This is a genomic window from Rhizobium leguminosarum, from assembly GCF_002953715.1.
Lineage (GTDB): Bacteria > Pseudomonadota > Alphaproteobacteria > Rhizobiales > Rhizobiaceae > Rhizobium > Rhizobium leguminosarum_V.
On record NZ_CP025012.1, the window covers coordinates 4,050,215 to 4,076,917 of the forward strand.

Here is a 26,703-nt window from a genome sequence, read left to right on the forward strand (position 1 = left end):
TGCGCCGGAAATGCTCTATCGCTCGCTGGCCGCCCTCTCCCGCAGCAGCCGGCGTATCACCTTGCCGGTGGTCGTCAGCGGCAATGCATCGATGAATTCCACCTCGCGAGGATATTCGTGCATCGAAAGCCGCGTCTTCACCCACTCCCTTATGTCGGCGGCCAGCGCCTCGCTTGGGTGATGGCCCGGTGAAAGCACGATATAGGCCTTGACGATCTCGGTGCGCACGGCATCGGGCTTGCCGACGGCGGCGGCAAGCTGCACGGCGGGATGACCGATCAGACAGTCCTCGATTTCGGCCGGGCCGATGCGATATCCCGACGAGGTGATGACGTCGTCGTCGCGGCCTTCGAAGGTCACATAGCCCTCGGCGTCCTGCCTGCCGATATCGCCGGTGAGCAGCCAGCCCTTGGCGAATTTTCGTTTCGTCGCCAGCGCATCGTCCCAGTAGCCGAGGAACATGACAGGATCGGGACTGGCGATGGCGATCTGGCCCGGTTCGCCGACGGGCAACTCGTCGCCCGTCTCGCTGACGATCGCGACGCGATGCCCGGGCACCGCCCGTCCGATGGCGCCCGCCTTGGTGACGCCATAGGCAGCGCTAGAAGCGAGCACGAAATTGCACTCCGTCTGGCCGTAGAATTCATTGACGGTGATGCCGAGCGTGCCCCGCGCCCATTCATAGGTCTCGCGGCCGAGCGCCTCCCCGGCCGAGCCGACGGTGCGCAGCACCAGATCATATGTCGAGCGCGGATCGGAAACGGATCTCATCAACCTCAACGCCGTCGGCGGAATGAAGGCATTGCGCACTTTCATCTCCGCCATGATGCGATAGGCCATGTCGGCATCGAATTTCTGCGCCGGCGACGAGACGACGGGAACGCCGAGCAGAAGGCTCGGCAGCAGCGCATTGAGCAGGCCGCCGGCCCAGGCCCAGTCGGACGGCGTCCAGACCTTGTCGCCGGCTCGCGGAAAACCCTCATGGGCAAACTGCATGCCGGGAATATGGCCGGGCAGGACACGGTGGCCATGCAAGGCGCCCTTGGGCGGCCCCGTCGTTCCCGACGTGAAGATCATCAGCGCCGGATCATCCGGACCGGTCTTGGCAACGTCGAAGACAGGGGGATAGCCATCCATCAGTTCGGCGAAAGCGGCCGCATCGCCACTCGCCCCGTCGATACTGATGACATGTTTCAGCGCCGGCAGGCGCCCGCGGATCTGCCGGATGCGTTCGAGACCGAAGCCATTGGTGACGACGGCCACAACACCTGCCGCCTTCAGCCGGTATTCCAGCGCCTCGACGCCGAAGAGCAGCGCCAGCGGCAGCGCAATCGCGCCTGTCTTGTAGATCGCCACATGCGCGATCACCGTTTCGAAGGACTGCGGCAATAGCAGCGCGACGCGATCGCCGCGTTTGATATCAAGCGAAACGAGCGCATTTGCGAAGGCCGAGGAACGGTCGGCGAGCGCGCGATAGGTCATCACGCGGTGATCGCCGTCCGGGCTGAAATGTTCGAGACAGACGCGCTCGGGCGCACGCGCCGCCCAGTCGTCGCTGACGGCGCGGCCGATATTGAAATCCTCCGGAATCCGCCAGGAGAAATCGCGATAAAGATCGTCGTAGCGATCGTGGGACGGCAGTTGCATGGTCGGATTCCGGTAAAATGCTGCATCAGCTAACACCTTGCAGCGCGGATGTGCAAGCTGAAGCCAGAAGCGGCAATCATGAGCGCGGCTTCAAAAGCCGATCACGGATCATTGTGCGCATGCAGCATAGATTCTTCATTGGCTGCCCCTGCGACTTTGGTCATCTCGCGCTAAATCATCGAAGGCAGCCTGGGGATCATCGAATTCATCACGGAGTCGTTTCATGGAATATGCAAAATTTGGGAAGACCGGTCTCGAAGTGTCGAAAATCTGCTTGGGCTGCATGACCTTCGGCGATCCCGGCCGCGGCAATCATGCCTGGAGCCTGCGGGAAGAAGAAAGCCGGACGATGATCAAGCAGGCGATCGACCTCGGCATCAACTTCCTCGACACCGCCAACACCTATTCCAACGGTTCATCGGAGGAGATCGTCGGTCGCGCCATCAAAGACTTCGCCAAACGCGAGGACATCGTGCTGGCGACCAAGGTGTTCAACCGCATGCGGCCGGGCCCGAACGGCGCCGGCCTGTCGCGCAAGGCGATCTTCGACGAGATCGACAATAGTCTGCGTCGTCTCGGCACCGACTATGTCGATCTCTACCAGATCCACCGCTTCGACTACACGACGCCGATCGAGGAAACGCTGGAAGCGCTGCATGACGTCGTCAAATCTGGCAAGGCGCGTTATATCGGCGCCTCCTCCATGTATGCTTGGCAATTCGCCAAGGCGCTTTACGTCTCGAGGCTGAACGGCTGGACCGAATTCGTCAGCATGCAGGACCACCTGAACCTGCTCTACCGCGAGGAAGAGCGCGAAATGCTGCCGCTCTGCGAGGATCAGAAAATCGCCGTCATCCCCTGGAGCCCGCTTGCCCGCGGCCGCCTGACCCGCGACTGGGATGAAACGACGGCGCGCAGCGAAACCGACGAATTCGGCAAGACGCTCTACACGCAGTCCATCGATGCCGACCGCAAGATCGTCGGAGCCGTGGCCGAAATCGCCAAGGCCCGCAACATCTCCCGCGCCCAGGTCGCAACCGCCTGGATCCTGCAGAAGAGTGCGGTGACCGCCCCGATCATCGGTGCGTCCAAACCGAACCACCTCAGAGACGCCGTTGCCTCGCTCTCGGTCAAGCTCACCGCCGAGGAAATCGCAGCACTGGAAGCACCCTATGTCCCGCACGCCATCGTCGGCTTCAAATAGGCTCTGGCTTTTCGGTCCTCAGGCATATGCAAGGGCAGATCCCTCTCCACCCGGAGAGGGAGAGCGAAACCATGGGCCCGCGACTGAGATTATGTCTGGCTGTCAGGATCGAGCTGCCGGCGCATGGTCACCAGAAACTGCTCGGCAAGCGCCCTGTCCTCGGCCGCGCGGGCAAGAATGACAGCGCCCATCATCGATGAGAGTGTCGTCGTCGCATTGGCGCGGCGCTCCTCCTCCGTTTCGCCGGGAACGATATCGGCAAGCGTCTCGACCAGCACGGACAGACCATCGCTGAAGACCGCGCGGACGGCGCCGCGGCTGCGGCTGACTTCCTGGATCAGCGTTGCGAAGACACAGCTGCCGCCGGGATCGTCAACCGTGCGCCAGTGGATATAATGGTCTAGAAGAGCGGCCAGCGGCCGGTCGGGCGATTCGGCGATATGTTCCTTCCAGCGCTCTTCCACCCTGTCGATCAGCTTGCGGCTGACCTCCAGCGCCAGGTCGTCCTTCGAATCGAAATGACCGTAGAAGCCGCCATGCGTCAGCCCCGCCGCCTTCATGATGTCGGCGACGCCGACCCCGTCGAAACCGTTTTCGCGGAAAAGCACGCCGGCAACGCTCAGAATCCTTTCGCGGTTTTCGGCAAATTTTTCGCGGCTGACCCGCATTGTCGTCTCCAGAAATAGTCGCTTGACAAAATATATGACGTCCATCATCAATACGCAAGAAATATGATGACCATCATGTAAATCGATCCAGTATCTTCTCGAACCTGAATTCAAACGGAATCTTGCCCATGGTTTCCACAGCCCTCGCCTCCTCCCTTGCCCGGCGCAACATCCATTACGGCTGGGTCGTCGTCGCCGCGACCTTCCTCACCATGTTGGTCACCGCCGGCGCCATGGGCGCACCCGGCGTTCTCATCAAGCCGCTGCAGGACGAATTCGGCTGGGAGACCTCGCAGATTTCCTCGGCCCTTGCGATCCGCCTGATCCTTTTCGGCTTCATGGGTCCGTTCGCCGCCGCCTTCATGAATTATTTCGGCGTGCGCAAGGTCATCGTCTTCGCACTGGCGCTGATCGGCGCGGGCTTCGTCGGTTCGCTGTTCATGACGACGCTGTGGCAGTTGCTGCTGCTTTGGGGCATCGTCGTCGGTTTCGGCACGGGATTGACGGCCATGGTGCTCGCCGCAACGATCTCCAGCCGCTGGTTCACCAAGCATCGCGGTCTCGTCGTCGGCATGCTCTCGGCAAGCTCGGCCACCGGCCAACTCGTCTTTCTGCCACTGATGGCGGAGCTGACGGAACGTTATGGCTGGCGCTCGACGGTGTTTTTCGTCTGCGCCATGATCATGGTTGCAGCCCTTGCCGTGCTTGCCTTCATGCGCGACCGCCCCGCCGACCTCAACCTGCCCGCCTTCGGCGAGACGCAGGTGACGCCGCCACCGGCAAGCACCTCCCTCGGCGCCGCGCTGATGACGCCGATCACCGTCCTCAAGGAAATCTCGAAGACCTCGACCTTCTGGATCCTCTTTGCCACCTTCTTCATCTGCGGTCTCAGCACCAACGGCCTGATCCAGACCCATTTCGTCACCCTCTGCGGCGATTTCGGTATCGTGCCGGTGGCTGCCGCCAGCGTGCTGGCCGTCATGGGCATCTTCGATTTCTTCGGCACCATCGGTTCCGGCTGGCTGTCCGACCGCTTCGACAACCGTTGGCTGCTCTTCTGGTATTACGGCCTGCGGGGCCTGTCGCTGCTCTACCTCCCATTCAGCGATTTCAGCTTTTACGGCCTCTCCATCTTCGCCGTCTTCTACGGCCTCGACTGGATTGCCACCGTGCCGCCGACCGTCAAGATCGCCGCCGACCGCTTCGGCCGCGAAAAGACCGGCCTCGTCTTCGGCTGGGTCTTTGCCGGACATCAGCTGGGAGCCGCCACCGCCGCCTATGGCGCCGGCCTCTCGCGCACCGAGCTTTCGAGCTACCTGCCCGCTTTCTTCGTCGCCGGCGCCTTCTGCCTGCTGGCCTCGATCCTGGCGATCACGTTGAAGAAGTCCGGCCTGAGCAACCCGGCACCGGCCGCCGCCCATTGATATCAGACAGGATCCGGCCTCGAGTGAGGCCGGATCTCTCTACCGGATCAGTCCGATAACTTCGCTTGCCCGTCTTGCGCGTCCGGGCGCTCGCATGTTAGACAGCCGCCCGTTCGTATCCGTTGCCCCATTGGCGGAATTGGTAGACGCGCTCGACTCAAAATCGAGTTTCGAAAGAAGTGCTGGTTCGACTCCGGCATGGGGCACCACCAAAATCTTCAAGCTCTTCGTCAGATAGTTCAAGCAACGCAAGCGGACTGCGTCGTCTCGCGCGGACGATCTGGCCCCCGCAATGTGAGAGCGGCGAGGACAATATCGTGGTCACAGAACTTCAAAGACTTCGTATTCGACACCGCCCGGACACCTGCCGCCCTTTGCGACCGCGACAATGCTGTTGAGCCACGCATGCGCAGGCGCGGCGGTCTCGAAATACGGTGTCGTGCGCAGATAATATTCCGAAGCGTCGACCGTTTCGCCGCGCGCCAAACGCTCGTCGACGGCCTGTGACGCACGCCTTATGCCGCGATAGGTCATGAGGACGAGGCCCCCGTCGTCGGCGACGAGGAGGAGCCTGACATCTTGCTGAAATGTGCCGTCGGTGCGAGCGAGCAGGAGATCCGATCCGATCAACGGCGATACTTCTCCTTTCAGGCGCTCCCCTTGGAAATGTCCGCCCGAGACAGGAAAAATGCGCCGGCCGCCGGCTGGCGTCTGCCCAAGCTCCAGCGTCGGATGAAGCGCGATAAAGAGTGTAAACAGGTGCTGAGATTGCAGGGACACAGTAGATCTCCTATTCTTGGCCCCCAAATTGCACCAGAGCGTTCCGCCTTCAAAACGCGCTTTGCTTGTCGTCACCGCAAGATAAATTGATCGTGAAGGGAAGCTGGTCATGCGACCGTCATTGGAGTCTCTGCGCGTATTGGAGGCGTGTGTCTCGGCCGGGAGCTTCGCGCGCGCAGCCGAACGCTTGTTTCTGACGCCGGCGGCGGTCAGCCTTCGTATTCGCACCTTGGAGGCTGAACTCGGTCAGCCGCTATTTATCCGCGCCGGTCGGCGAGTGGTCCCGACGGGCGCCGCCTCCGTTCTGGCAAACCGGGTCCGGGAGGCATTAACCGGGATCGGTGAGGCGCTCGCAGAATTTCAGGCGGCGACGCCGCCACTCAGGCTCACGGCGCCGCCGACCTTTGCGTCGCGCTGGCTTGCACCGCGTCTGGCGCGCTATCCTACGCCTGGAGCTTCCGTCATCGAGGTCGACGTCTCGGCGGAAATACGTGACACGGGCGCATTCGACGTCGCCATAAGGACGGGTCGCGGTGGATGGGCCGGGCTGGAAGAATATCGGCTCGCTCCCGTAGAAGTGACGCCGATGCTGTCGCCTTCCCTGCTTGGAACGCGGACGCTTGCCGCACCGGAGGCGCTGGCTGACTTCGAGCTTTTGCCGCACCCTGATTGGGAGCAATGGTTTAAGGAGGCTCAATGCGCAACCCCGCAGGGTTTGCGCTTTTTGGCGGTCGATTACCCCACGCACGAGTTGGATGCCAATGCGGCGCTGGCAGGCGTGGGTGTGGCGCTGTTGTCGCCGTCGCTGTTTCGGCCGCTTTTGACCGAGGGCCGGCTGATCGCGCCGTTCCCCTACGTGCTGAGCGGGCCAGCCTGGCATTTTGCGCTCATGCGCTCCAATGACGCGCGCCAGGCGCCACGGCAGCTCTGCGCATGGCTTTGCGAACAGGCACGTGAAGTCGCATAGTTCCGAACGAAGACACTGTGAAGCTTGAGCGTCATAACGGTCGCCGTCGCTGGCGGCTGTGCGCCAGCGAAAGACGACACTGCATCACCGCCTCGACCGCCTCGACCGCCGCCCGTACCTGATAGAATTCTTATTGGCCAGGTCGCTTTGGCGGCGATCTCAAGTCCCTCCCGAAAACTCAGATATGAGGCCGTCATATCCCGTTAGGCTGGGAGGCTTGTGAAAATACTCAGCGCTTAAGCGGAGCTTACTTGTTTTTCAGCAGCCACATCTTGCCGGCCATCGTGATGCCGTAGACGTCTTTTGTTGCGTCATCATCCAGATGCCGCCTCTCCAGAAAACCCGGCTCCTTCAACTCACCCAGCGTCTTGGCAGTGACCGACTTTATTTTCTGCGGCCGCTCTTTCCACCGGTCAGTTTTTGCATAAGTCACCGTCGCGTTCTCGTGCGTCCATTTATTGGCTGGCTGAGGATAAAGGTCTCCATCCCTGGCGAGTTTAAGTGCGGCAATCTGGGACGGCGTAAGCTCAATCATACTAAAAGATCCTGTGCGGGCGGTGTTTGCGCTGGGAACGCGCTGTTACCAAAGGCGTGCTCATAACACCGACAGACGACTTTCACCACTGCATTGAAATATTCGTGCCACAAAAGGCGAAAACCCGGCTCGTCGGAACCGGGCTTCGTCCTTATCGCACATTTTTTCGTTAATTGCAGCGCCGGACCGTCTTGGTGACCTCGCCTTCGTCGGTCTGTCGGGTGACGCTCCTGGTTTCGCAGCCATTATCGCGATAGCGGCGGTGCTCACGTTCGCGCACGGCACCGAAAGTGACGCCACGCTCGCTGATGGTGATGCCGGGTCGTACCCGCTCGTGGCGATAGCCGTCGTCATAGGAACGCTCCCTGACATAGACGCTGTCGGCAAGAACAGGCGCTGCAAACGAGCAGGCGGCGAGGGCCGCCACAGTACAGTTCAAGATCATCTTTCGCATGTCGTTCTCCTTTCGTGATGAAATGGCAACGAGGCAAGACACAAGTGGTTCCAACATCGTGACGGCCCGACCGTGCCGCGAAAAAGGGCCGTGCCTACAACGCCGCGCGTCTTTTTAGACCTGAGAAGGACGCTTTAACATTTGGAATTGCAGCATTATTCTATCCTACCCGCCAAAATGAGAGCGAAGGCCCCCGAACAGTAGCCGGTCATCCAAATCAACTGTTTAATTTTGCTTGCGCTTCGTCCAAAGTGGCCGCCGCTATCACAAGAGAGGGCGGACGTGCATCAGGAAGTAGGACTTATCGCAACGGTCGCCGTCAGTTTCGTTTTCGCAGCGATCCTGGGCTATGCCGCCGACCGGCTTCGGCTGCCGCCACTCGTCGGTTATTTGATGGCGGGCATCCTGATGGGGCCGTTCACGCCGGGCTTCGTCGCCGATACCGCCCTTGCCGGCCAGCTCGCCGAAATGGGCGTCATTCTGCTGATGTTCGGCGTCGGCCTGCATTTTTCCGCCTCCGACCTGCTCGCCGTGCGCGGCATCGCCGTGCCTGGCGCAATCGGGCGGATCATCCTCGCCACCCTGTTGGGCATCGGCCTATGCAAACTCTGGGGCTGGAGCCTCGGCGCCGGCATCGTCCTCGGCCTCAGCCTGTCGGTGGCGAGCACGGTCGTGCTCTTGAAGGCGCTGGAGGAGCGCAATCTCGTCAACGCGGCCAGCGGACGCGTCGCCGTCGGCTGGCTGATCGTCGAGGATCTGGTAATGGTGCTGGCGCTGGTGCTGCTGCCGGCGCTGGCAGAGCTTCTGGGTGGTAACGCCAGCGATACGACCAATCACGGCCTCGGCGACCTGCCGCTGGTGCTGACCATCGGCCTGACGCTGCTGAAGGTGGCGGCTTTCGCCGCCATGGCGATCTTCCTCGGCCCTCGTATTGTGCCCTGGCTGCTGACGATGATCGCCCGCACCGGCTCGCGCGAACTCTTTACGCTGACGGTGTTGGCGATCGCACTCGGCATCGCCTTCGGTTCGGCGGCGATCTTCGGCGTCTCCTTTGCGCTCGGCGCATTTTTCGCCGGCGTTGTCATGAGCGAATCCCAGCTCAGCCACAGGGCGGCGGCCGACTCGCTGCCGTTGCAGAATGCCTTCTCCGTGCTGTTCTTCGTCTCCGTCGGCATGCTCTTCGATCCCTCGATCCTGGTGCGCCAGCCGCTGGCCGTGATCGGCGCGCTGGCGCTCGTCATCCTCGGCAAAGGCATCATCACCTTCCTCATCGTCATCCTGCTCAGATATCCGATCAGCATGGGGCTGACGCTGGCCGGCGGCCTTGCCCAGATCGGCGAGTTCTCCTTCATCCTCGCCGGCCTCGGCGTCTCACTCGGGCTCCTGCCGCATGAGGGCCAGGATCTGATCCTGGCTGCCGCAATCCTGTCGATCACGCTCAACCCAATCGTAATCTTCGCGACCGACGGTCTGAAGAAATACATCCATTCGAAATGGCCCGCCGTCTGGGAAAGCTACGGCAGGAGCAGGCAGAAGGCGCTCGGCAAAGAACTGGAAAAGATCAGGGCGCTCGGCGAAGAGCGCGAGCGCCAGCATCAACTCAAGATGCAGCAGCTGATCGAGACGTTCCCGCTGTTCTCCGAGGTCGACGAGGACGCGCAGGAGGAGCTGCTGCTGCTCTTCAAGGCGAAGTCCGCGCCGCCCGGCGAACGCGTCATCCGCCGCGGCGACCGGGGTGATAGCATGTATTTCATCTCCTCGGGCGCGGTGGAAGTGCGGCTCGCCAGTGGCGCGATCCGACTGGAACCGGGAGCCTTTTTCGGGGAAATGGCGCTACTGACCGGCGGGCGGCGGACAGCCGACGTCATCGCCGTCGACTTCTGCCAGTTCGAGGTGCTCGAACGGCGCGACTTCAACATGTTCATGTCGCACCATCCACATCTGCGCGCCGCCGTTAGCGAAATGGCCCAGAAGCGGACGGAAATGAACGTCCTGCGTCAGCAATGGGAAAAGTCGATGGACCTGTCCTGACGCAAATATCACCGCATTTCAGCGGCAATCGCGCTACCGTGATGGCTTCAGCCCGCCGGCCAATAGCCATCGGAGCGGAAATCCTCCGGGATCGGGTCGAGCCGCAACAATGTCTCGGCTGCGAAATCGATCTGCAGCGACAAGTATTTAAGAGACGCCAGCATTGGCACGCCGGTCGCGAATTCCCGGATGCGGGACAGATGATACCCGCTCTCGCTGATCCGTCGCGCAGCCTCGCGGCGCACATCGTCTTTGCTTGGACTGCGCCGCTCTTCGGACCAGTCATCCATTTGCGCGGCCTGCCCACGGCCGCCTTCAATCACTTTGAACATTCTCTTACCACCCTGCACGTCGACCCCAAACTAGCTTGCCGCAGAATGGCCGATTCGCAATCCCGTGAAATCTTGGGAGAGGCGCCACCACCCCGCATCACGAAAATTTTTGGACGGCGGTGGCAGGAAGGACACGGGCGAGCATTTACAGCGCCGCGCACGGCCCCTAAAGCTTTTTGCACCGCAACAGGAAGGAAACGGAATGCTCCGCAGACTTTACGACTGGACCATGTCTTTGGCCTCGCGCAAATCGGCCGAAGTCTGGCTCGCCGTCATCGCCTTCGTCGAAAGCTCGGTCTTTCTCGTCCCCGCCGATGTGCTCTTCCTGCCGATGGCGCTTGCCAAGCCGGAACGCTCCTATCGCTATGCGCTGATTGCAACCGTCGCCTCCGTGCTCGGCGGCATCGCCGGCTGGGCGCTCGGCTATTACGCCTATGACGCAATCGCCAGACCAGTTCTTGAGTTCTACAACAAACTCGATGAATTCGAGCAATTGCGAAGCGCAATTCACGGCGAATGGGAAATCCTGTTACTGTTGCTGGTGACTTCCGGCTTAGCGCATCTTCCGCCGATTAAGGTCGTGACCATTATGGCTGGCGTCATTGGCATGAATCTCGGCTTCTTCGTTATCTCAGCCATCATTGCTCGCGGTGCTCGGTTCCTGCTTTTGGCGTGGCTGCTTCGTCGATATGGCGAGCCGATCCGCCACTTCGTCGAGAAGCGCCTTGGTCAGATCGTCGGCATCGGTGCCGGCGTCCTCATCACACTCGGAATCGCTTATAAACTGCTTGCCCACTGAGCCAATTTCGCGGAGTTCCGCCATGACTGCCACTTCCTCGCCGCTCGCCCGCCCCGGCTTTATCTATTCCCTGTTGCTCGCCATCGGCATGGCGGCGGCGGTCGGCACCGCGCTCGGCTTCCAGTATATCGGCGGTTATATCCCCTGCGCGCTCTGCCTGTTGCAGCGCCAGCCCTATTATTACGCCATCCCGATCGCGATCCTGGCAGCCATCTCCGAGCTCATCGGCCTGCCGAACTGGATCACCCGGGCGCTCATTCTCGCGGCCGGCATGCTGATGCTGGTGACGGCAGGCATGGGTGTTTATCACGCCGGCGTCGAATGGCACTTCTGGCCCGGCCCGGCCACTTGCTCGACGACGGCAAGCAGCATGACCACCAATGCCGGCGATCTGCTCGGTGAGCTCAACACCATCAAGGGCCCGTCTTGCACCGATGCGGCGCTACGCGTGCTCGGCCTGTCTTTTGCAGGCTGGAATGTGATTGCCGGAATCCTGCTCGCGGCCTTCGCCTTTGTCGGCGTTCGCAAGGCGGCCTCGTAAAATTATCCAGCAATTCAAAGCGCTGCAGCGTCCTTTGCGCGGCTGAAAGGACACGCAGCGCGTAGGTCGTTCGATCAGGGCTGCAGTTCGGTATCCCAGTAGAGATAGTCGAGCCAGCTTTCATGCAGATAGTTCGGCGGGAACAGCCGGCCGTTATTGTGCAGATCCTGCACCGTCGGCTGATAGGGCTTCTGCGCCGGGAACATGCCTGCCTGCTTCGGAAGCTTGCTGCCCTTGCGCAGATTGCAGGGCGAGCAGGCTGCGACGACATTTTCCCAGGTGGTCTCGCCGCCATGGGCACGCGGGGTGACGTGGTCGAAGGTCAGGTCGTCATGGGCGCCGCAATACTGGCACTCGAACCGGTCACGCAGGAAGACGTTGAACCGGGTGAAAGCGGGATTGCGGGACGGCTGAACGTAAGTCTTCAGGCACACGACACTCGGAAGACGCATCGAAAAGCTCGGCGAAGAAACCGAATGTTCATATTCTGCAATGATGTTCACACGGTCGAGAAATACCGCCTTGATCGCGTCCTGCCAGGACCACAACGACAAGGGGTAATAACTCAGCGGCCGGTAGTCAGCGTTCAGGACGAGCGCCGGCAGGGCCTGTGGGGAGACTGCAATCGTCAAGGGACTCTCCTGATCGATTCGGCATCTGCACCTGTATATTAGGCCGGTTGTTACAGGATTGTGAAGTCCAATAAATTCAGAGGATAAAGGCAATTTGAAGAGTGTTGCCGATCAGCCGATCGGCACCATGTCACGGCGCATCTTCGTGGCGTAGTAGGCCCAGAAAAGCCGTGCTGCCACCGAGCGCCATGGCGACCAGACTTCCGAAAGCTCAGCAAGCGCCTTCGCCCGCGGCCGTGCTGCAAGACCGAATGCTGCCCCCACGGCATTCTGCAGCGCGACATCGCCGGCCGGGAAAACATCGGCATGGCCGCCGCAAAACATCAGATAGACCTCAGCCGTCCACGGCCCGACACCCTTCAACGCCGTCAGTTCGCCAAGCGCCTCGCCCGGCGGCTTCATGCAGAGTCCGGAGAGATCGAGGCGGCCGGAGGCGACCGCTACGGCGATCCGCGACAGGGTCTCGGCCTTGGCGCGCGACAGGCCGAATTCCCGCCAGGCCTCGGAATGAAGCAGCACGTAACCTTCGGCAGTCAAGAGACCGTCCGCCGGCAGCATGCGCCGCCAGATCGCATCCGCACTGGCGCGCGACACCATCTGCGAGACGATGATATGGGCAAGGCCAGCAAAACCTGGCTCACGCAGCCTGAGCGGGACGGGTCCGGCTTCGGCGACTACAGGCGCAAGGCGCGGATCGAGGCGAAGCAGCGCTTCGAGCCCCTGCCTGACATCGTCGTCGTTGCGGATGATCTGCACTTTGCCTCGCAGTGGTTCAAAAACCGAATCCATGGCAGAAGAAAGCATGACCACGAGTGAGCGTCAAAAACCCGTTTTTCGTTTTGCGCCGAGCCCCAACGGACCGCTGCATCTTGGACATGCCCTCTCGGCCCTGCTGAACCGCGACATGGCGGAGGCCGAACAAGGCCGCCTGCTGCTGCGCATCGAGGATATCGACCAGGCGCGCTGCACGCCTGAGTTCGAGGCCGGCATCCATAGGGATCTCGAATGGCTTGATATCAGTTGGGAAAGCCCGGTGCGGCGCCAGTCGGAACATTTCGCCGAATATCAGGCGGCGCTGCACACGCTGATCGAACGCGGGCTGGTCTATCCGGCCTTTCTGACGCGCGGCGAGGTGAGGGCGCGCATCGCCGCCTACGAGGCGGCGGGTGAACCCTGGCCGCGCGATCCCGACGGCACTCCGCATTATCCCGCAATTGATCGCGAGCGTCCGGCAGACGAATGGCGGGACATGCTGACCTCGGGGAAGAAACATGCCTGGCGGCTCGATATGCGCAAAGCGCTCGACCTTATCGGCGAGCTGCTGTTCTGGACGGAAACCGGCGACGGCAGGACAGGCGAGATTGCCGCCGAGCCCGACGTCTGGGGCGATGTCATCCTGTCGCGCTCGGATGCGCCATCGAGCTATCATCTGTCCGTGGTCATCGACGATGCGCTGCAGGGCGTCACCCACGTCGTGCGTGGGCTCGACCTCTTCCACGCAACATCGGTGCACCGGCTGTTGCAGGTGCTGCTCGGCCTGCCGCAGCCGGTCTATCACCATCATCGTCTCATTCTCGACGCCGAGGGCCGCAAGCTTTCGAAGAGCCGAGGCGACAGCGGGCTTGGCGAATTGCGTGCCCGGGGCATGTCAGGGGCGGATATTCGCCGCCTTGTCGGGCTCTGATTGCCTTTCGACACGCTCTCTGCCGACGATCGAAAGCGTGTGGGAGAACATCCGGAAGACGCGGAACTTGATCAGCGCCGCATTGATCTCTGCGCCGATGATGAAGATCACGCCGACCATGTAGAGGAAGATCAGCACGATCATGACAGAGGCGAGACCGGCATAGGTTGCCGTATAGTTGGCGAAGGTCACCAGGTAATAGGCAAAGATCAGCGCGCCGGCGAGCCAGAGAAGCAGCGTCAGCAAGACGCCGGGAATGACGTCGAAGACCCGCCGCTTGCCGGCTGGCAGCCAGAGATGCATGACCAGCAGTCCGACCGTCAGAACCACCAGCGTGCCGTAGATGCGCCAGCTGAAGACGATGTCGAGCGTATCGGCAAACAGCGGAAACCACTTCCTGGCATAATCGAGTGCCAGCGGCAGGGCGACGAGCAGGATGCTGATTGCCGCGAAGATGATGACTGCGATCAGCACGTAGCCCAGGCTGGCGAGACGCGTGAAATACCAGGGGCGCGTTTCCTGCACCCGGTAGGCGCGGTTGAGCGAGATGCGCAGCGCCTCGACACCGTTCGAGGCGAAATAGGCGGCCGCCAGCACCGAGATCGTCAGCAGCCCGCCACGTGGAATGGTCAGCACCTGCAGCACCTGGTCGGCGAGCGGCTTGGCGATCGCCTCGGGCCAGGTGTCGAAGATCAGGTGGATGGCGGTCGAGGAAAACTGATCGGCGCCGAGGAAGTTTGCAAGCGCCGTGCCGAAGATCAGGAAGGGAAAAACCGCAAGCAGGCTCGACAACGCTACGTGACTTGCCATGGCGAAGCCGTCGTCCTCGACCATGTGACAGATGGCGTCATAGACCACGTCGTAGATCGTGCGTAGCACCTTCAGCATTCCGTCTCCGGCTTTCCAGATTGTATCCTCTGGCCGAATATGGGAAACGAGTCCCATTTTGTACAGGAATCATTCCATGGCGGGAGAGCGTACCATCGTCGTGACCGGATGTTCGTCCGGTATCGGCGCTCATTGCGCACGGGCGCTGAAAGCCGATGGCTGGCGTGTCTTCGCGACGGTGCGCAAGCCGGACGATCTCAAGGGGTTGGAAGCGGAAGGCATCGAAGCCTTCCTGATGGACTATGCCAGGACCGAGACGATTTCCGACCTGGTCGGCGCGGTTCTGGAACGCAGCGGCGGTCGTATCGACGCGCTCTTCAACAACGGCGCCTACGGCCAACCGGGCGCCGTCGAGGATCTGTCGACGGCAACGCTGCGCGCGCAGTTCGAGGCGAATTTCTTCGGCTGGCACGAGCTGACGCGACAGGTCATTCCGCCGATGCGCAAACGCGGCGCGGGGAGGATCGTTCAATGCTCGTCGATCCTCGGCATCGTCCCCTATCGCTATCGCGGCGCCTACACCGCTTCCAAATTCGCGCTCGAAGGTCTCAGCATCACCCTGCGCATGGAGCTGCAGGGCAGTGGCATCCATGTCAGCCTGATCGAGCCGGGACCGATCGCCACGCGGTTCACCGCCAATGCGCTCGCCAAGATCAAGGAGCATGTCGACCTCGAGAATTCGCCGCACGCGGGCGACTATATCAGTCAACTGGCAAGGCTCGACGGATCGGGGCCGGTCAGCCGCCATAAACTCGGCCCGGAAGCGGTCTATTCCGTATTGAAACACGCATTGAACTCGAAAAATCCGAGGCCACATTATCCTGTAACGACTCCGGCTAAGCAGGGCATGTTCCTGAAGCGGCTGCTTCCGGCAGACCTCTTCTACCGCCTGATGCGCTGGACGGACTGACTGAGAAAGCTGAACGCCATGTCCACAGTCACCTATATCCTCGCGATCATCGTCATGGGCGTCGTCGCCCTCGTCCTGATCCGTGGTCTCTTCAACATGATGAAGGGCGGCGATGCCAACCGTTCCAACAAGCTGATGCAGCTTCGTGTCCTGTTGCAGGCGATCGCCGTCGTCCTGATCATGCTGACGCTCTGGCTGACCGGCGGTGGCCGCCCGACCTGACCGGACTTCAAGGGGGAAACCATGGTCAAGCTCAACAAGATCTACACGAAAACAGGCGATGACGGCACGACCGGGCTGGTTTCCGGCCCGCGCCGGCTAAAAGACGATCTGCGCGTCGAGGCCTACGGCACGATCGATGAGGCCAATTCCGCGATCGGCCTGGCGCGGCTGCACACGGCCGGCTTGCCTGAACTCGACGCCATGCTGATGTTGATCCAGAACGATCTCTTCGATCTCGGCGCCGATCTCGCCACCCCTGACACCGGTGAGGCACCGGCCTACGAGCCGCTGCGGATCGCCGAGACGCAGGTCGACCGCATCGAGCACGATATCGACCAGCTGAACGCCGATCTCGAGCCGCTGAAATCCTTCATCCTGCCAGCTGGCAGCCCGGCTGCCGCACATCTGCATCTTGCCCGCACGATTGCGCGGCGCGCCGAGCGTTTGATGGTGGCACTTGCCCGCACCCAAGGCGAAATCGTCGGCGAGCCAGCGATGAAATACGTCAACCGCCTCTCCGATTTCCTCTTCGTCGCCGCGCGTCATGCAAATGACCAGGGCCATGCGGATGTACTTTGGGTTCCGGGAAAAAACAGATAGGCTTGCCGCGTTCACGATCGCCGGGGGGCCTTTATGTTCATACCACTTCACGATGCCAATACGCTGAAACATATCAAGGTTCAGTGGGTGACGCTCGCACTGATCGCGCTGAATATCGCGGTCTGGCTGTTGACCAGCCTGGAGAGCGAACAGGCAGCCCAGGCGACGACTGTCGGGCTCGGCTACATCCCGGCGATTGCCTTCGGCCATGCGATGCTGGCGCAGGGACTCGAAATCGTGCCGGAACCGCTGACCTACCTCACCTATGCCTTCGTCCACACCGGCTTCTGGCATCTGGCCGGCAACATGATCTTCCTCTGGGTCTTCGGCGACAATGTCGAGGATGCGATGGGACATCTGCGCTTCCTGATTTTCTATCTCGTTTGCGCCGCCGGCGGTGCGCTTTGCCACGGCCTGCTGACCATGACCTCGGAAGCGCCGCTGGTCGGCGCATCGGGGGCGGTCTCCGGCGTCGTTGCCGCCTATGTCATGCTGCATCCGCGCGTCCGGGTCTGGGTCCTGGTGTTTTTCCGTGTGCCGTTGCCCCTGCCGGCCTTCGTGCCGCTGCTTCTGTGGATCGGGCAGCAGTTTTTCATGCTGGCGATCGCACCTGACGGCGACGTTTCCTGGGGCGCGCATGTCGGCGGCATCCTGGCCGGGGCTTTTCTGATCCTCATGTTGCGCCGGCCTGGCGTGCCGCTCTTCGACCGGCAGATCGTCACGCCCCGCGCCGTCAGAAACGACCCGGGCGCCGGCCCGGCCATCGCAGCCGGCACGGACGGGCGGACGGCACAGCGATTTCCTTGGGGCCGCCGCTGACGACAATATTGACGTGAACGTAAACGTCCATATATTGCCGAGGCAAATTGCCTGCCGGCGTCATGCAAGCGTTGAATTTGGAGGAAAAACGCGTATCCATGTCGCCATTCGACAATCGGAGCGGCGCCCAAGCGCGCATTTTCAAAAAAAGTCTCTGAAGCCAGTTTCTCCTGAAGGAAGGACCCCATGAAGATACTCGTCCCAGTCAAACGGGTTGTCGACTACAACGTGAAGATCCGGGTGAAGCCGGATGGCACGGGTGTCGAGCTTGCCAATGTGAAGATGTCGATGAACCCGTTCGACGAGATCTCGGTGGAAGAGGCGCTGCGGCTGAAGGAAGCCGGCAAGTGCGAGGAAGTGGTGGTCGTCTCGATCGGCCCGGCCAAAGCCGAGGAGACGCTGCGCACCGCACTCGCCATGGGCGCCGACCGGGCGATCCTGGTCGAGACCGACGATCAAATCGAGCCGCTCACGGTTGCCAAGATCCTCAAGGCTGTCGCCGATGCCGAACAGCCGGGACTGATCATCGTCGGCAAGCAGGCGATCGACGACGACAGCAACCAGACCGGCCAGATGCTGGCGGCGCTGCTTGGGATGCCCCAAGCGACCTTCGCCTCGAAGATCGAGATCGGTGATGGCAAGGCTCAGGTCACCCGCGAAGTCGATGGCGGCCTGCAGACGATCGAGATCAAGCTGCCGGCGGTCGTCACCACCGATCTGCGTCTGAACGAACCGCGCTATGCCTCGTTGCCGAATATCATGAAGGCGAAGAAGAAGCCGCTCGACAAGAAGAGCCCGGCCGATTTCGGCATCTCCACCACGCCGCGCCTCAAAGTCTTGAAGACCGAGGAGCCGTCCGGCCGCAAGGCCGGCGTCAAGTCAAGTCGGTCGCCGAACTCATCGACAAGCTCAAAAACGAAGCCGGCGTGCTGTAATCAGCTTGGAACAGGAGCCATCATCATGACCATTCTTCTTCTGGCTGACCACGACAATGCAAGCCTGTCCGACCAGACCGCCAAGGCGCTGACGGCAGCAGCCAAGATCGGCGGCGATATCCATATTCTCGTTGCCGGCAAGGCTGCCAAGCCTGCTGCCGATGCCGCCGCCAAGCTTGCCGGCGTCTCCAAGGTGCTGCTGGCCGAAAGCGACGAACTCGCCAACAATCTGGCCGAGCCGCTGGCCGACCTGATCGTCTCGCTGGCGGGCAGCTACGACACGATCATCTCGGCTGCCACCTCGGTCGGCAAGAACGTGCTGCCGCGGGTGGCCGCTCTTCTCGATGTCGCCCAGGTCTCGGAGATCATCGAGGTGATCTCGTCCGACACCTTCAAACGGCCGATCTATGCCGGCAATGCCATCCAGACGGTGCAGGCGAGCGATGCCAAAAGGTGATCACCGTGCGCACCGCATCCTTCGCCTCCGCACCGGAGGTGGTTCGGCGACCGTCGAAGCAATTCCGGCGGTTTCCGATCCGGGGCTGTCGACCTTCGTCAGAGACGCTCTGTCGGCCTCCGACCGTCCGGAGCTGACGTCGGCGAAGATCATCATCTCCGGTGGCCGGGCGCTCGGCTCGGCGGAAAAGTTCAGGAGGTCATCCTGCCGCTTGCCGACAAGCTCGGGGCTGCCGTCGGTGCATCCAGAGCCGCCGTCGATGCCGGCTATGCGCCGAACGACTGGCAGGTCGGCCAGACCGGCAAGGTGGTGGCGCCGCAGCTCTATATTGCCTGCGGCATTTCAGGCGCCATCCAGCATCTGGCCGGCATGAAGGATTCGAAGGTCATCGTCGCCATCAACAAGGACGAGGAGGCGCCGATCTTCCAGGTCGCCGACTACGGATTGGTCGCCGATCTCTTCGACGCCCTGCCGGAATTGCAAAAGGCGCTCTGACCGCGCCAAATGCTTTTCTTTCGCACTTGCGAATGACTGGAAAATTATCTTTTATCGGGCTACTACTGCTGCCGGGCGATCCTTCGTCCGGCAGTATTCTAGAAAAAATGCGGCGGCGCGGGGGCGAATGCCGTGCGGGGGTTTGGAGATGAATGCGGTGTTGAAGAATATTGGTATTATCGGTGCCGGTCAGATGGGCTGCGGCATCGCGCATGTTTCGGCCGCCGCAGGTTACAGGGTTCACATCTACGATCTCTCGCAGGACCGCATCGAATCTGGCCTTGCCACCATCAACGGCAACCTGGCCCGCCTGGTGACGAACGGCAAGATGACCGAAGAGGAGCGCAAGTCGACCTTATCGCTCATCACAGGCTCGTCCGATGTCAATGATCTCGCCCCTCCGATCTCGTTATCGAGGCAGCCACCGAGGATGAAACGGTCAAGCGCAAGATCTATACGCAGGTCTGTCCGGTCCTCAAGCCGGAAGCACTGCTGCCACCAACACCTCTTCCCTGTCCATCACCCGGCTTGCTGCCGCCACCGACCGCCCCGAGCGCTTCATGGGCATACATTTCATGAACCCGGTGCCGGTGATGAAGCTGGTCGAGCTGGTGCGCGGCATCGCGACCGACGAGAAGACCTTTTCCGCCGCCAAGGAATTCGTCGGAACGCTGGAAAAGACCATCACCGTCGCCGAGGATTTCCCGGCCTTCATCGTCAACCGCATTCTGCTGCCGATGATCAACGAAGCGATTTACACGCTCTATGAGGGCGTCGGCACGGTCGACGCCATCGATACGGCGATGAAGCTCGGCGCCAACCATCCGATGGGACCGCTGCAGCTTGCCGATTTCATCGGCCTCGACACCTGCCTCTCGATCATGCAGGTGCTGCATGACGGCCTGGCGGATTCGAAATATCGTCCCTGCCCGCTGCTGGTAAAATATGTCGAAGCCGGCTGGCTCGGACGCAAGTCCGGCCGTGGCTTCTATGACTATCGCGGTGAAGTGCCGGTCCCAACGCGTTAAACGCTCGCGGCTCTACGACCCGATCGCGCCCTTGATCAAAGCCTGGCATCCTCGCTGTCCCAGGCAGCCGGCCCGTTCATCGCCGAAATCAGGCATCCTTTGTCGTCGATCAGCAGTGTCACCGGCAGCCCCATGGCGAGGCCCTCTTTTTCAGGCTGTTGAACACCGCAATCGTATTGTCGCGATAGAGCTGCAGCGCATCAACACCGATCTCCGTAAGGAAGGCCTTCGGCTTCTCGTCGTCGCCGGTGTCGATATTGACCGGCACCACCTGGAACCTGTCGCTGCCCATCTCTTTCTCAAGCGCGTTCAGCGCCGGCATCTCCTCGCGGCAGGGGACGCACCACGTGGCCCAGAGATTGAGAAGCACGGTCTTGCCGGCGAAATGATCGAGCGTCAGCGGCTTGCCATCCGGCCCGTTGAAGGAGACTGCGGTCAGTTTCCGTGGCTCATAGGCGGCGACCATGGCGGCCACCTGCCCTTTCATCAGCGGTGTGAGGCTGGCGACGCGATCCTGGCAAGCTTGCATTCGGCCGACGCCGTTTCGCCGCCGCCATTGCCAATCCCCGTCTCCTTCACGTATACCGCTGCCGCACCGGCAACGACACCCGCAACGGCGGCCATCGCGATCCATTTCAGGGATGGCAGCCCAAGGGGTTTTCTTGTCGTCATTTCATTCTCCTGGACATGCATCCTCAAGGCGGACACCTTCATGGCCGACGACACCACGGACACCAAATCCTCCAACCAGATGTGGGGCGGTCGCTTCGCCTCCGGCCCGGACGCGATCATGGAGGAGATAAATGCCTCGATCGGTTTCGACAAGAAGCTATTCGCGCAGGATATTCGCGGTTCGATTGCCCATGCGACGATGCTCGCCCATCAGGGATCATTTCCGCCGAGGATAAGGACAAGATCGTTCACGGGCTAAACACGATCCTGTCAGAAATCGAAAGCGGCAATTTCGAATTCTCGCGTCAGCTCGAAGACATCCATATGAATGTCGAGGCACGCCTGGCGACGCTGATCGGACCGGCCGCCGGCCGCCTGCACACCGCCCGCTCGCGTAATGATCAGGTGGCGCTCGACTTCCGTCTCTGGGTAAAAGAAGAGCTGCAGAAGACCGAGCAGATGCTGACCGGCCTGATCGCGGCTTTCCTCGACCGCGCCGAAGAACATGCCGAAAGCGTCATGCCGGGCTTCACCCATCTGCAGACCGCCCAGCCCGTTACCTTCGGCCATCACTGCATGGCCTATGTCGAAATGTTCGGCCGCGACCGCTCGCGCGTGCGCCACGCCATCGAGCATCTGGATGAAAGCCCGATCGGCGCCGCGGCGCTCGCCGGCACCGGCTATCCGATCGACCGCCACATGACGGCCAAGGCGCTCGGTTTCCGCGAGCCGACCCGCAACTCCATCGATACGGTCTCCGACCGCGATTTCGCCATCGAATTCCTGTCGATCGCAGCGATTGCGGGCATGCACCTGTCGCGTCTGGCTGAAGAGATCGTCATTTGGTCGACCCCGCAATTCGGTTTCGTGCGTCTCTCCGACGCCTTCTCGACCGGCTCGTCGATCATGCCGCAGAAGAAGAATCCGGATGCCGCCGAACTGGTGCGCGCCAAGACCGGCCGCATCAACGGCTCGCTGGTGGCGCTGCTGACAATCATGAAGGGTCTGCCGCTCGCCTATTCCAAGGACATGCAGGAAGACAAGGAACAGGTCTTCGACGCAGCCGAGAGCCTGGAACTGGCAATCGCTGCCATGACCGGCATGGTGCGCGACATGACCGTCAACACCGCGCGCATGAAGGCGGCGGCCGGCTCCGGCTATTCGACGGCGACCGATCTTGCCGACTGGCTGGTGCGCGAAGCAGGCCTCCCCTTCCGCGATGCGCATCACGTGACCGGCCGCGCCGTAGCACTCGCCGAAAGCAGGGCTGCGACCTTGCCGAACTGCCGCTTTCCGATCTGCAAGCGATCCATCCCGACATCACCGACAAGGTCTACGACGTGCTGACCGTCGAGGCCTCGGTCGCCAGCCGCAAGAGCTTCGGCGGCACCGCGCCGTCCGAAGTGCGCAGGCAGATCGCCTTCTGGCGCGCCCGCAACTAAGAGATACCAGGCGTGGCGAAAAGCCGCCGCGCCCTTCCTGCTGGGCGCGCAAAGACCGCCAACAATCAGGGTGCACAAGGCAGATAAACTTCGCTATGAAGATCTCCATCATCCGATATGAATGATGTCCGTCACATGCCGCAGAAGAGGATATCCATGAAGAGCTTGCCGCACCTCGTCCGCCTGACGGCCGTTCTCGCCGTCATCGGCCTTGCCGTTGCCGGATGCGGGCGCAAGGGCGACCTCGATCCGCCGAGCGCTGCGGCAACCAAGGAAGGCGACGTGTCCAAGCCGACGAAACGGCCGGGAACCGTCGACAAGCCCTTCCTTCTCGATCCCCTTCTTTAAGGCATAAGCCCGTGAACCATTTCGAGTACCGCGACGGCGTCCTTCATGCCGAGAACGTCCCCGTTCCCGAGATCGCCAAGGCGGTCGGCACCCCTTTTTACGTCTACTCCACCGCGACGCTGGAGCGCCATTACCGCGTCTTTTCCGAAGCCTTCGCCGACATGGACTCTATGGTCTGCTATGCGATGAAGGCGAATTCGAACCAGGCGGTGCTGAAGACGCTGGGCCGCCTCGGCGCCGGCATCGATGTCGTCTCGGAGGGAGAGCTGCGCCGCGCGCTTGCCGCCGATATTCCGGCAAACCGCATCATGTTCTCAGGTGTCGGCAAGACGCCGTCCGAGATGGATTTCGCCCTCGAAGCCGGCATTTACTGTTTCAACGTCGAATCCGAGCCTGAACTCGAGATCCTCAACCAGCGCGCCGTCAGCGCGGGCAAGAAAGCGCCGGTCTCCTTCCGCATCAACCCTGATGTCGATGCAAAGACGCATTCCAAGATCTCGACCGGCAAGAAGGAAAACAAGTTCGGCATCTCCTGGGAGCGCGCCCGCGCCATCTATGCCCATGCCGCCAGGCTGCCGGGCATCGAGGTCACCGGCATCGACATGCATATCGGCAGCCAGATCACCGAATTGCAGCCCTTCGACGACGCCTTCAAACTGCTGCACGACCTTGTCGCGACGCTCCGCGCCGATGGCCACACCATCCACCACGTCGATATCGGCGGCGGCCTCGGCATCCCCTACAAGGACGACAACAATCCGCCGCCGCTGCCGGAGGCCTATGCCGCAATCGTCAAGAACCAGCTGCGCGGCTTAAACTGCAAGATCATCACCGAGCCCGGCCGCCTGATCGTCGGCAATGCCGGCATCCTCGTGACCGAGGTCCTCTATGTGAAAGATGGCGGCGAAAAGACCTTCGTCATCGTCGACGGCGCGATGAACGATCTCATCCGCCCGACGCTCTACGAGGCCTATCACGAGATTCGGCCGGTAACGATTTCGGCGGCCAACGCGCCGCGCATCCGCGCCGATGTCGTCGGCCCCGTCTGCGAGACCGGCGACTATCTGGCGCTCGACCGCGAGATGGCGATGCCGAAGCCCGGCGACCTGATGGCCGTCAGCACCGCCGGCGCCTACGGCGCGGTCCAGGCCGGCACCTATAACAGCCGCCTGCTGGTGCCCGAAGTTCTGGTCAAGGGTAGCGATTTCCACGCGATTCGACCGCGTAGAACCTATGCCGAACTGATCAGCCTCGACTCCGTTCCGGCCTGGCTCGACTGAACTAGCCATCACTTTTTGGCGAATAAACGTGAAAAGCCGGTAATACCGGCCGCTCGCCCTCGCCTTCGCCACAAAGAGTGTTATCCTTTCGTTCATGAGCGTATTGCCCTGCAATCGCCGGAAGCGCCCTCTGTTCCAGAACGCCAGATCGCGGAGACCGGACCGATGACAAGCCCCTCGCGGCAGAAGAAAGGTGCATTTGCGTTCCGTCCCTCGCTTGCCCGGCTGGTGACGACGAAACGCCTGCTGGCGCGCATCGTGCTCTTTTTCGAGCAGCTGCTGCCGCCTTTGATGCCGGTACTGTCCGTCATTGCCTTTTATCTCTCTGCCTCCTGGTTCGGCCTCTTCCGCAGCGTGCCGGACTGGCTGCGCATCCTGCTGCTCATCGCCTTTGCTGCCGCTTTTCTCGTCTCGCTCCTCCCCTTCCGCGCCCTGCGCTGGCCGAGGGTCGCAGAAGCCGACCGCATGCTGGAGGAGCGCAACGGCCTGTCGCACCAGCCGGTCACCGTCCAGGAAGACGAGCCGGCCTTCGATACGCCCTTCGGCCGAGCGCTCTGGCGCGAGCACCAGACGCGCATGGCCGAAAAGATCGCAGCACTCGATGCCGGACTTCCACGGCCTGATATCGCCGCGCATGACCGTTTTGCGTTGCGCGCCGTCCCGGCGCTGCTGCTCGTCACGGCCTTCGGTTATTCGCTGTCGATCAACGGCGGCTCGATCCGCGACGCGTTGCAGGCAGCACCCGAGCAAGTGGTCAGCGATCCAGCGGTGCGCATCGACGCCTGGGTGACGCCACCTTCCTATACCGGCCGCGCCCCGATCTATCTGACGGCTGACGGCAGCGAGCAGGCGCCGATCGGCATTCCGCAGTTTTCGGGCCTTACCGTGCGGGTCAGCGGCGGAAAGACGGCCGAAAAAGTCGTGTTCCGCAAGGCGAACGGCGAGGCACAGGATATCGCCGTGCAGGCGGATACCAAGCCGCAGCAGACGGCGGCATCAGGCAGCGAGCAGCCGACGGCAGCACCCGCCAGCCAGGCTCTCGTCGCGCAGACGCATATGATGAAGCTCCAGGAGAACGGTGCACTCGAGGTCAACGGTCGGCGCTGGAGCTTCGACGTGCTCCCCGACAAGGCGCCGGAGATTGCCTTCGACGGCCTGCCGAAGCCCAGCGTCAATGGCGCGCTTGAAATCGGTTTCACCGTCAAGGACGATTACGGGGTCCAGGAGGCGCATGCGGAGATCGCTCCCGTCGACACCGATCCGACGGCAACGCCGCTCTATCCGCTGCCGGAATACCGGCTGGATATTCCACGCCGCAACGCCCGCGACGCCAAGGGCGTGACCAGCCGGAACCTGACCGAACATCCGCTTGCCGGCAAGCGCGTGCGCATCACGCTCGTCGCCAAGGATGCCGCCGGCCAGACCGGCCGCAGCCCGCCGCATGAGATGGTGCTGCCGTCGCGGCCCTTCAACGAGCCGCTTGCCGCGGCCGTTGCCGAGGAGCGGCAGGTTTTCGCGCTCGATACGCGCAAGATGCCGCAGGCAATCGCCCTGAACGAGGCACTGACCATCCGTCCCGAGGAGACGATCCCCAAGCTCACCAACTACCTGCTGCTCGAATCCGCCTTGGCGCGCATGAAGCTCGCAAAGGGCGAGGATGCGCTGAAGGATACGGCCCAATATCTATGGGAGATCGCCCTCGGCATGGAGGATGGAGATCTTTCGCTGGCCGAGCGCAAGCTGCGCGAGGCCCAGCAGAACCTCGCCGACGCGTTGGACCGCAACGCTCCGGACGCGGAGATCAAGAAGCTCATGGACGAGCTGCGTAAGGCGATGCAGGACTATATGACCGAGCTTGCCCAACGCATGCAGAACGCGCCGATGCAGCCGAACCAGAGCGCGCAAAATATCCTGCGTCAGCAGGATCTGGAACGGATGATGGACCAGATCGAGAATCTCGCCCGCTCCGGCAATCGTGACGCCGCCCAGCAGATGCTGTCGGAATTGCAGCGGATGATGAACAACCTGCAGGCGGGCCGTCCGCAGCGCGGCCAGCAGAGCCAGGAAAACAGCGAGGCCCGCAAGCAGATCGACAAGCTCGGCGAGATCCTGCGCGACCAACAGAAGCTGATGGAGCAGACCTTCCGGCTCGACCAGCAGCTCAGGGACCGCATGCAGCGCGGCGAGCCCGACATGGGCGAGAACGATCCGCTGCTCGACGAGATGAACCCCGGAGAGAACGGCGAGCCGCAGGATCAGCAGCCGGGCCAGCAAGGCAAGGAAGGCCAGCAGCCCTCCGACCAGATGACGGCCGAGCAGCTGCGCGAGGCGCTGAAACAGCTGCGCGCCCAGCAGGATGCGCTCGGCAAGCAACTCGGCGACTTGCAGAAGAGCCTCGGCGAGATGGGCATGAAGCCTGGCCCCGGCTTTGGCCAGGCGCAGCGCGAAATGGAAGGCGCCGGCCGTGAACTCGGCCAGGGCCGCGGCCAACCCGCCGTCGAGGGCCAGGGCCGCGCGCTGGAAGCGCTTCGCCAGGGCGCCCGCGACATGATGAACCAGATGATGCAGGCGCAACAGGGCCAGCAGGGTCAAGGTCCGAACGGCCAGGTGGGCCAAGGCGACCAGAATGGCCGCGACCCGCTCGGCCGGCCGCGCCGGCCCCAAGGGCCGGATTTCGGCGACAACAGCGTGAAGGTGCCTGACGAAATCGACGTTCAGCGGGCGCGAGAAATCCTTGACGCGATCCGCGAGAAGCTCGGCAACAATCCGCCGCAGGAAATGGAACGGCGCTATCTCGAGCGGCTGCTGGACATCCAGTAGATCCTACGCCACCGCACAATGGATCGCAGTCGCTCTAACAGAATGATTTTAGGCCGGATCGGCCTAAGATCTAAATCCAATTTCAATAA

Annotated in this window: 23 protein-coding genes, 1 tRNA gene and 5 pseudogenes; 19 read left to right on the top strand and 10 right to left on the bottom strand. The window is 61.9% G+C overall.

What is annotated here, in order from left to right; translation table 11 throughout:
- Positions 1 to 15: 15 nt before the first annotated feature.
- Positions 16 to 1,647 carry an AMP-binding protein gene (locus tag CUJ84_RS20110; protein WP_105007499.1) on the bottom strand — a complete coding sequence of 544 codons (1,632 nt, stop codon included), beginning with the start codon at positions 1,645 to 1,647 and terminating at the stop codon, positions 16 to 18.
- 223 nt (positions 1,648 to 1,870) lie between these two features.
- On the opposite strand from CUJ84_RS20110, the gene CUJ84_RS20115 reads away from it, so the two are divergent.
- Positions 1,871 to 2,851 (top strand): aldo/keto reductase, encoded by a 981-nt coding sequence (locus CUJ84_RS20115; protein ID WP_105007500.1) that lies wholly within the window; start codon positions 1,871 to 1,873, stop codon positions 2,849 to 2,851.
- 89 nt (positions 2,852 to 2,940) lie between these two features.
- Here the strand turns inward: CUJ84_RS20115 and CUJ84_RS20120 are convergent, their stop codons facing one another.
- Entirely contained in the window at positions 2,941 to 3,519 is a 579-nt protein-coding gene (locus CUJ84_RS20120; protein ID WP_105007501.1) for a TetR/AcrR family transcriptional regulator, read from the bottom strand.
- Positions 3,520 to 3,647: 128 nt separating this feature from the next.
- Here CUJ84_RS20120 and CUJ84_RS20125 point away from each other — a divergent pair, with 128 nt between their 5' ends.
- Complete coding sequence (locus CUJ84_RS20125) at positions 3,648 to 4,943, top strand: MFS transporter (protein WP_018495858.1); 1,296 nt, start codon at positions 3,648 to 3,650, stop codon at positions 4,941 to 4,943.
- Positions 4,944 to 5,067: 124 nt separating this feature from the next.
- Positions 5,068 to 5,152, top strand: a tRNA-Leu gene (locus CUJ84_RS20130).
- Positions 5,153 to 5,264: 112 nt separating this feature from the next.
- Here the strand turns inward: CUJ84_RS20130 and CUJ84_RS20135 are convergent.
- A complete protein-coding gene (locus CUJ84_RS20135) occupies positions 5,265 to 5,723 on the bottom strand; it encodes a DUF3237 domain-containing protein (protein ID WP_018069222.1) in 459 nt (152 codons plus the stop codon).
- 109 nt (positions 5,724 to 5,832) lie between these two features.
- Here CUJ84_RS20135 and CUJ84_RS20140 point away from each other — a divergent pair, with 109 nt between their 5' ends.
- Positions 5,833 to 6,690, top strand: a complete 858-nt coding sequence (locus tag CUJ84_RS20140) for a LysR family transcriptional regulator (RefSeq protein WP_105007502.1) — start codon at positions 5,833 to 5,835, stop codon at positions 6,688 to 6,690.
- Positions 6,691 to 6,937: 247 nt separating this feature from the next.
- On the opposite strand, the gene CUJ84_RS20145 is transcribed toward CUJ84_RS20140, so the two are convergent.
- Together CUJ84_RS20145 and CUJ84_RS20150 are read right to left on the bottom strand one after the other, a co-directional pair.
- Positions 6,938 to 7,225, bottom strand: coding sequence for a hypothetical protein (locus tag CUJ84_RS20145; RefSeq protein ID WP_012759154.1), 288 nt, complete (start codon positions 7,223 to 7,225; stop codon positions 6,938 to 6,940).
- 169 nt (positions 7,226 to 7,394) lie between these two features.
- Positions 7,395 to 7,679, bottom strand: a complete 285-nt coding sequence (locus CUJ84_RS20150; RefSeq protein WP_105007503.1) for a hypothetical protein — start codon at positions 7,677 to 7,679, stop codon at positions 7,395 to 7,397.
- Positions 7,680 to 7,961: 282 nt separating this feature from the next.
- Here CUJ84_RS20150 and CUJ84_RS20155 point away from each other — a divergent pair, with 282 nt between their 5' ends.
- Complete coding sequence (locus CUJ84_RS20155) at positions 7,962 to 9,710, top strand: cation:proton antiporter (RefSeq protein ID WP_105007504.1); 1,749 nt, start codon at positions 7,962 to 7,964, stop codon at positions 9,708 to 9,710.
- Between the two features lie 47 nt (positions 9,711 to 9,757).
- On the opposite strand, the gene CUJ84_RS20160 is transcribed toward CUJ84_RS20155, so the two are convergent.
- Entirely contained in the window at positions 9,758 to 10,042 is a 285-nt protein-coding gene (locus tag CUJ84_RS20160) for a hypothetical protein (protein WP_105007505.1), read from the bottom strand.
- 202 nt (positions 10,043 to 10,244) lie between these two features.
- Here CUJ84_RS20160 and CUJ84_RS20165 point away from each other — a divergent pair, with 202 nt between their 5' ends.
- Both CUJ84_RS20165 and CUJ84_RS20170 read left to right on the top strand, forming a co-directional pair.
- Complete coding sequence (locus tag CUJ84_RS20165) at positions 10,245 to 10,841, top strand: YqaA family protein (protein ID WP_105007506.1); 597 nt, start codon at positions 10,245 to 10,247, stop codon at positions 10,839 to 10,841.
- A gap of 22 nt (positions 10,842 to 10,863) precedes the next feature.
- Positions 10,864 to 11,382 (top strand): disulfide bond formation protein B, encoded by a 519-nt coding sequence (locus CUJ84_RS20170; protein ID WP_105007507.1) that lies wholly within the window; start codon positions 10,864 to 10,866, stop codon positions 11,380 to 11,382.
- Between the two features lie 74 nt (positions 11,383 to 11,456).
- Here CUJ84_RS20170 and CUJ84_RS20175 read toward each other — a convergent pair whose 3' ends face one another.
- Positions 11,457 to 12,014 carry an HNH endonuclease gene (locus CUJ84_RS20175; protein WP_011653702.1) on the bottom strand — a complete coding sequence of 186 codons (558 nt, stop codon included), beginning with the start codon at positions 12,012 to 12,014 and terminating at the stop codon, positions 11,457 to 11,459.
- 111 nt (positions 12,015 to 12,125) lie between these two features.
- Positions 12,126 to 12,818: a DNA-3-methyladenine glycosylase family protein gene (locus CUJ84_RS20180; RefSeq protein ID WP_105007508.1), complete on the bottom strand. Its 693-nt coding sequence runs from the start codon at positions 12,816 to 12,818 to the stop codon at positions 12,126 to 12,128.
- Here CUJ84_RS20180 and gluQRS point away from each other — a divergent pair.
- Positions 12,817 to 13,698: a tRNA glutamyl-Q(34) synthetase GluQRS gene (gene gluQRS, locus CUJ84_RS20185; RefSeq protein WP_105007509.1), complete on the top strand. Its 882-nt coding sequence runs from the start codon at positions 12,817 to 12,819 to the stop codon at positions 13,696 to 13,698. The genes CUJ84_RS20180 and gluQRS overlap by 2 nt on opposite strands.
- Here the strand turns inward: gluQRS and CUJ84_RS20190 are convergent.
- Positions 13,663 to 14,586: a YihY/virulence factor BrkB family protein gene (locus tag CUJ84_RS20190; protein WP_027682666.1), complete on the bottom strand. Its 924-nt coding sequence runs from the start codon at positions 14,584 to 14,586 to the stop codon at positions 13,663 to 13,665. The genes gluQRS and CUJ84_RS20190 overlap by 36 nt on opposite strands.
- Before the next feature lie 76 nt (positions 14,587 to 14,662).
- Between CUJ84_RS20190 and CUJ84_RS20195 the strand changes: the two genes are divergently transcribed.
- The 7 genes and pseudogenes from CUJ84_RS20195 (at position 14,663) to CUJ84_RS20230 (ending at position 20,052) form a co-directional block, all read left to right on the top strand.
- The gene (locus tag CUJ84_RS20195) at positions 14,663 to 15,496 is read left to right on the top strand and encodes an SDR family oxidoreductase (RefSeq protein WP_105007510.1); all 834 of its coding nucleotides are present in this window, start codon (positions 14,663 to 14,665) and stop codon (positions 15,494 to 15,496) included.
- An 18-nt stretch (positions 15,497 to 15,514) separates the two neighbouring features.
- Positions 15,515 to 15,718, top strand: coding sequence for a twin transmembrane helix small protein (locus CUJ84_RS20200; protein WP_018243774.1), 204 nt, complete (start codon positions 15,515 to 15,517; stop codon positions 15,716 to 15,718).
- Positions 15,719 to 15,739: 21 nt separating this feature from the next.
- On the top strand, positions 15,740 to 16,318 hold the full coding sequence (locus tag CUJ84_RS20205; RefSeq protein ID WP_105007511.1) for a cob(I)yrinic acid a,c-diamide adenosyltransferase: 579 nt from the start codon (positions 15,740 to 15,742) through the stop codon (positions 16,316 to 16,318).
- Positions 16,319 to 16,351: 33 nt separating this feature from the next.
- Positions 16,352 to 17,137, top strand: a complete 786-nt coding sequence (locus tag CUJ84_RS20210; protein WP_105007512.1) for a rhomboid family intramembrane serine protease — start codon at positions 16,352 to 16,354, stop codon at positions 17,135 to 17,137.
- 186 nt (positions 17,138 to 17,323) lie between these two features.
- Positions 17,324 to 18,072 (top strand): annotated as a pseudogene (locus tag CUJ84_RS20220) (electron transfer flavoprotein subunit beta/FixA family protein).
- A 25-nt stretch (positions 18,073 to 18,097) separates the two neighbouring features.
- Positions 18,098 to 19,024 (top strand): annotated as a pseudogene (locus CUJ84_RS20225) (electron transfer flavoprotein subunit alpha/FixB family protein).
- Positions 19,025 to 19,172: 148 nt separating this feature from the next.
- A pseudogene (locus CUJ84_RS20230) lies at positions 19,173 to 20,052 on the top strand (3-hydroxybutyryl-CoA dehydrogenase).
- 12 nt (positions 20,053 to 20,064) lie between these two features.
- Here the strand turns inward: CUJ84_RS20230 and tlpA are convergent.
- Positions 20,065 to 20,724, bottom strand: a pseudogene (tlpA, locus tag CUJ84_RS20235) (thiol:disulfide interchange protein TlpA).
- A gap of 40 nt (positions 20,725 to 20,764) precedes the next feature.
- Here tlpA and argH point away from each other — a divergent pair.
- The 4 genes and pseudogenes from argH to CUJ84_RS20255 all read left to right on the top strand — a co-directional run bounded on the left by argH (position 20,765) and on the right by CUJ84_RS20255 (position 26,614).
- A pseudogene (argH, locus tag CUJ84_RS20240) lies at positions 20,765 to 22,166 on the top strand (argininosuccinate lyase).
- Positions 22,167 to 22,301: 135 nt separating this feature from the next.
- Positions 22,302 to 22,514 carry an LPS translocon maturation chaperone LptM gene (gene lptM, locus CUJ84_RS20245; RefSeq protein WP_017995323.1) on the top strand — a complete coding sequence of 71 codons (213 nt, stop codon included), beginning with the start codon at positions 22,302 to 22,304 and terminating at the stop codon, positions 22,512 to 22,514.
- An 11-nt stretch (positions 22,515 to 22,525) separates the two neighbouring features.
- The gene (gene lysA / locus CUJ84_RS20250; protein ID WP_105007514.1) at positions 22,526 to 23,794 is read left to right on the top strand and encodes a diaminopimelate decarboxylase; all 1,269 of its coding nucleotides are present in this window, start codon (positions 22,526 to 22,528) and stop codon (positions 23,792 to 23,794) included.
- Positions 23,795 to 23,959: 165 nt separating this feature from the next.
- A complete protein-coding gene (locus CUJ84_RS20255; RefSeq protein WP_105007515.1) occupies positions 23,960 to 26,614 on the top strand; it encodes a TIGR02302 family protein in 2,655 nt (884 codons plus the stop codon).
- The last annotated feature ends 89 nt before the right edge of the window (positions 26,615 to 26,703 follow it).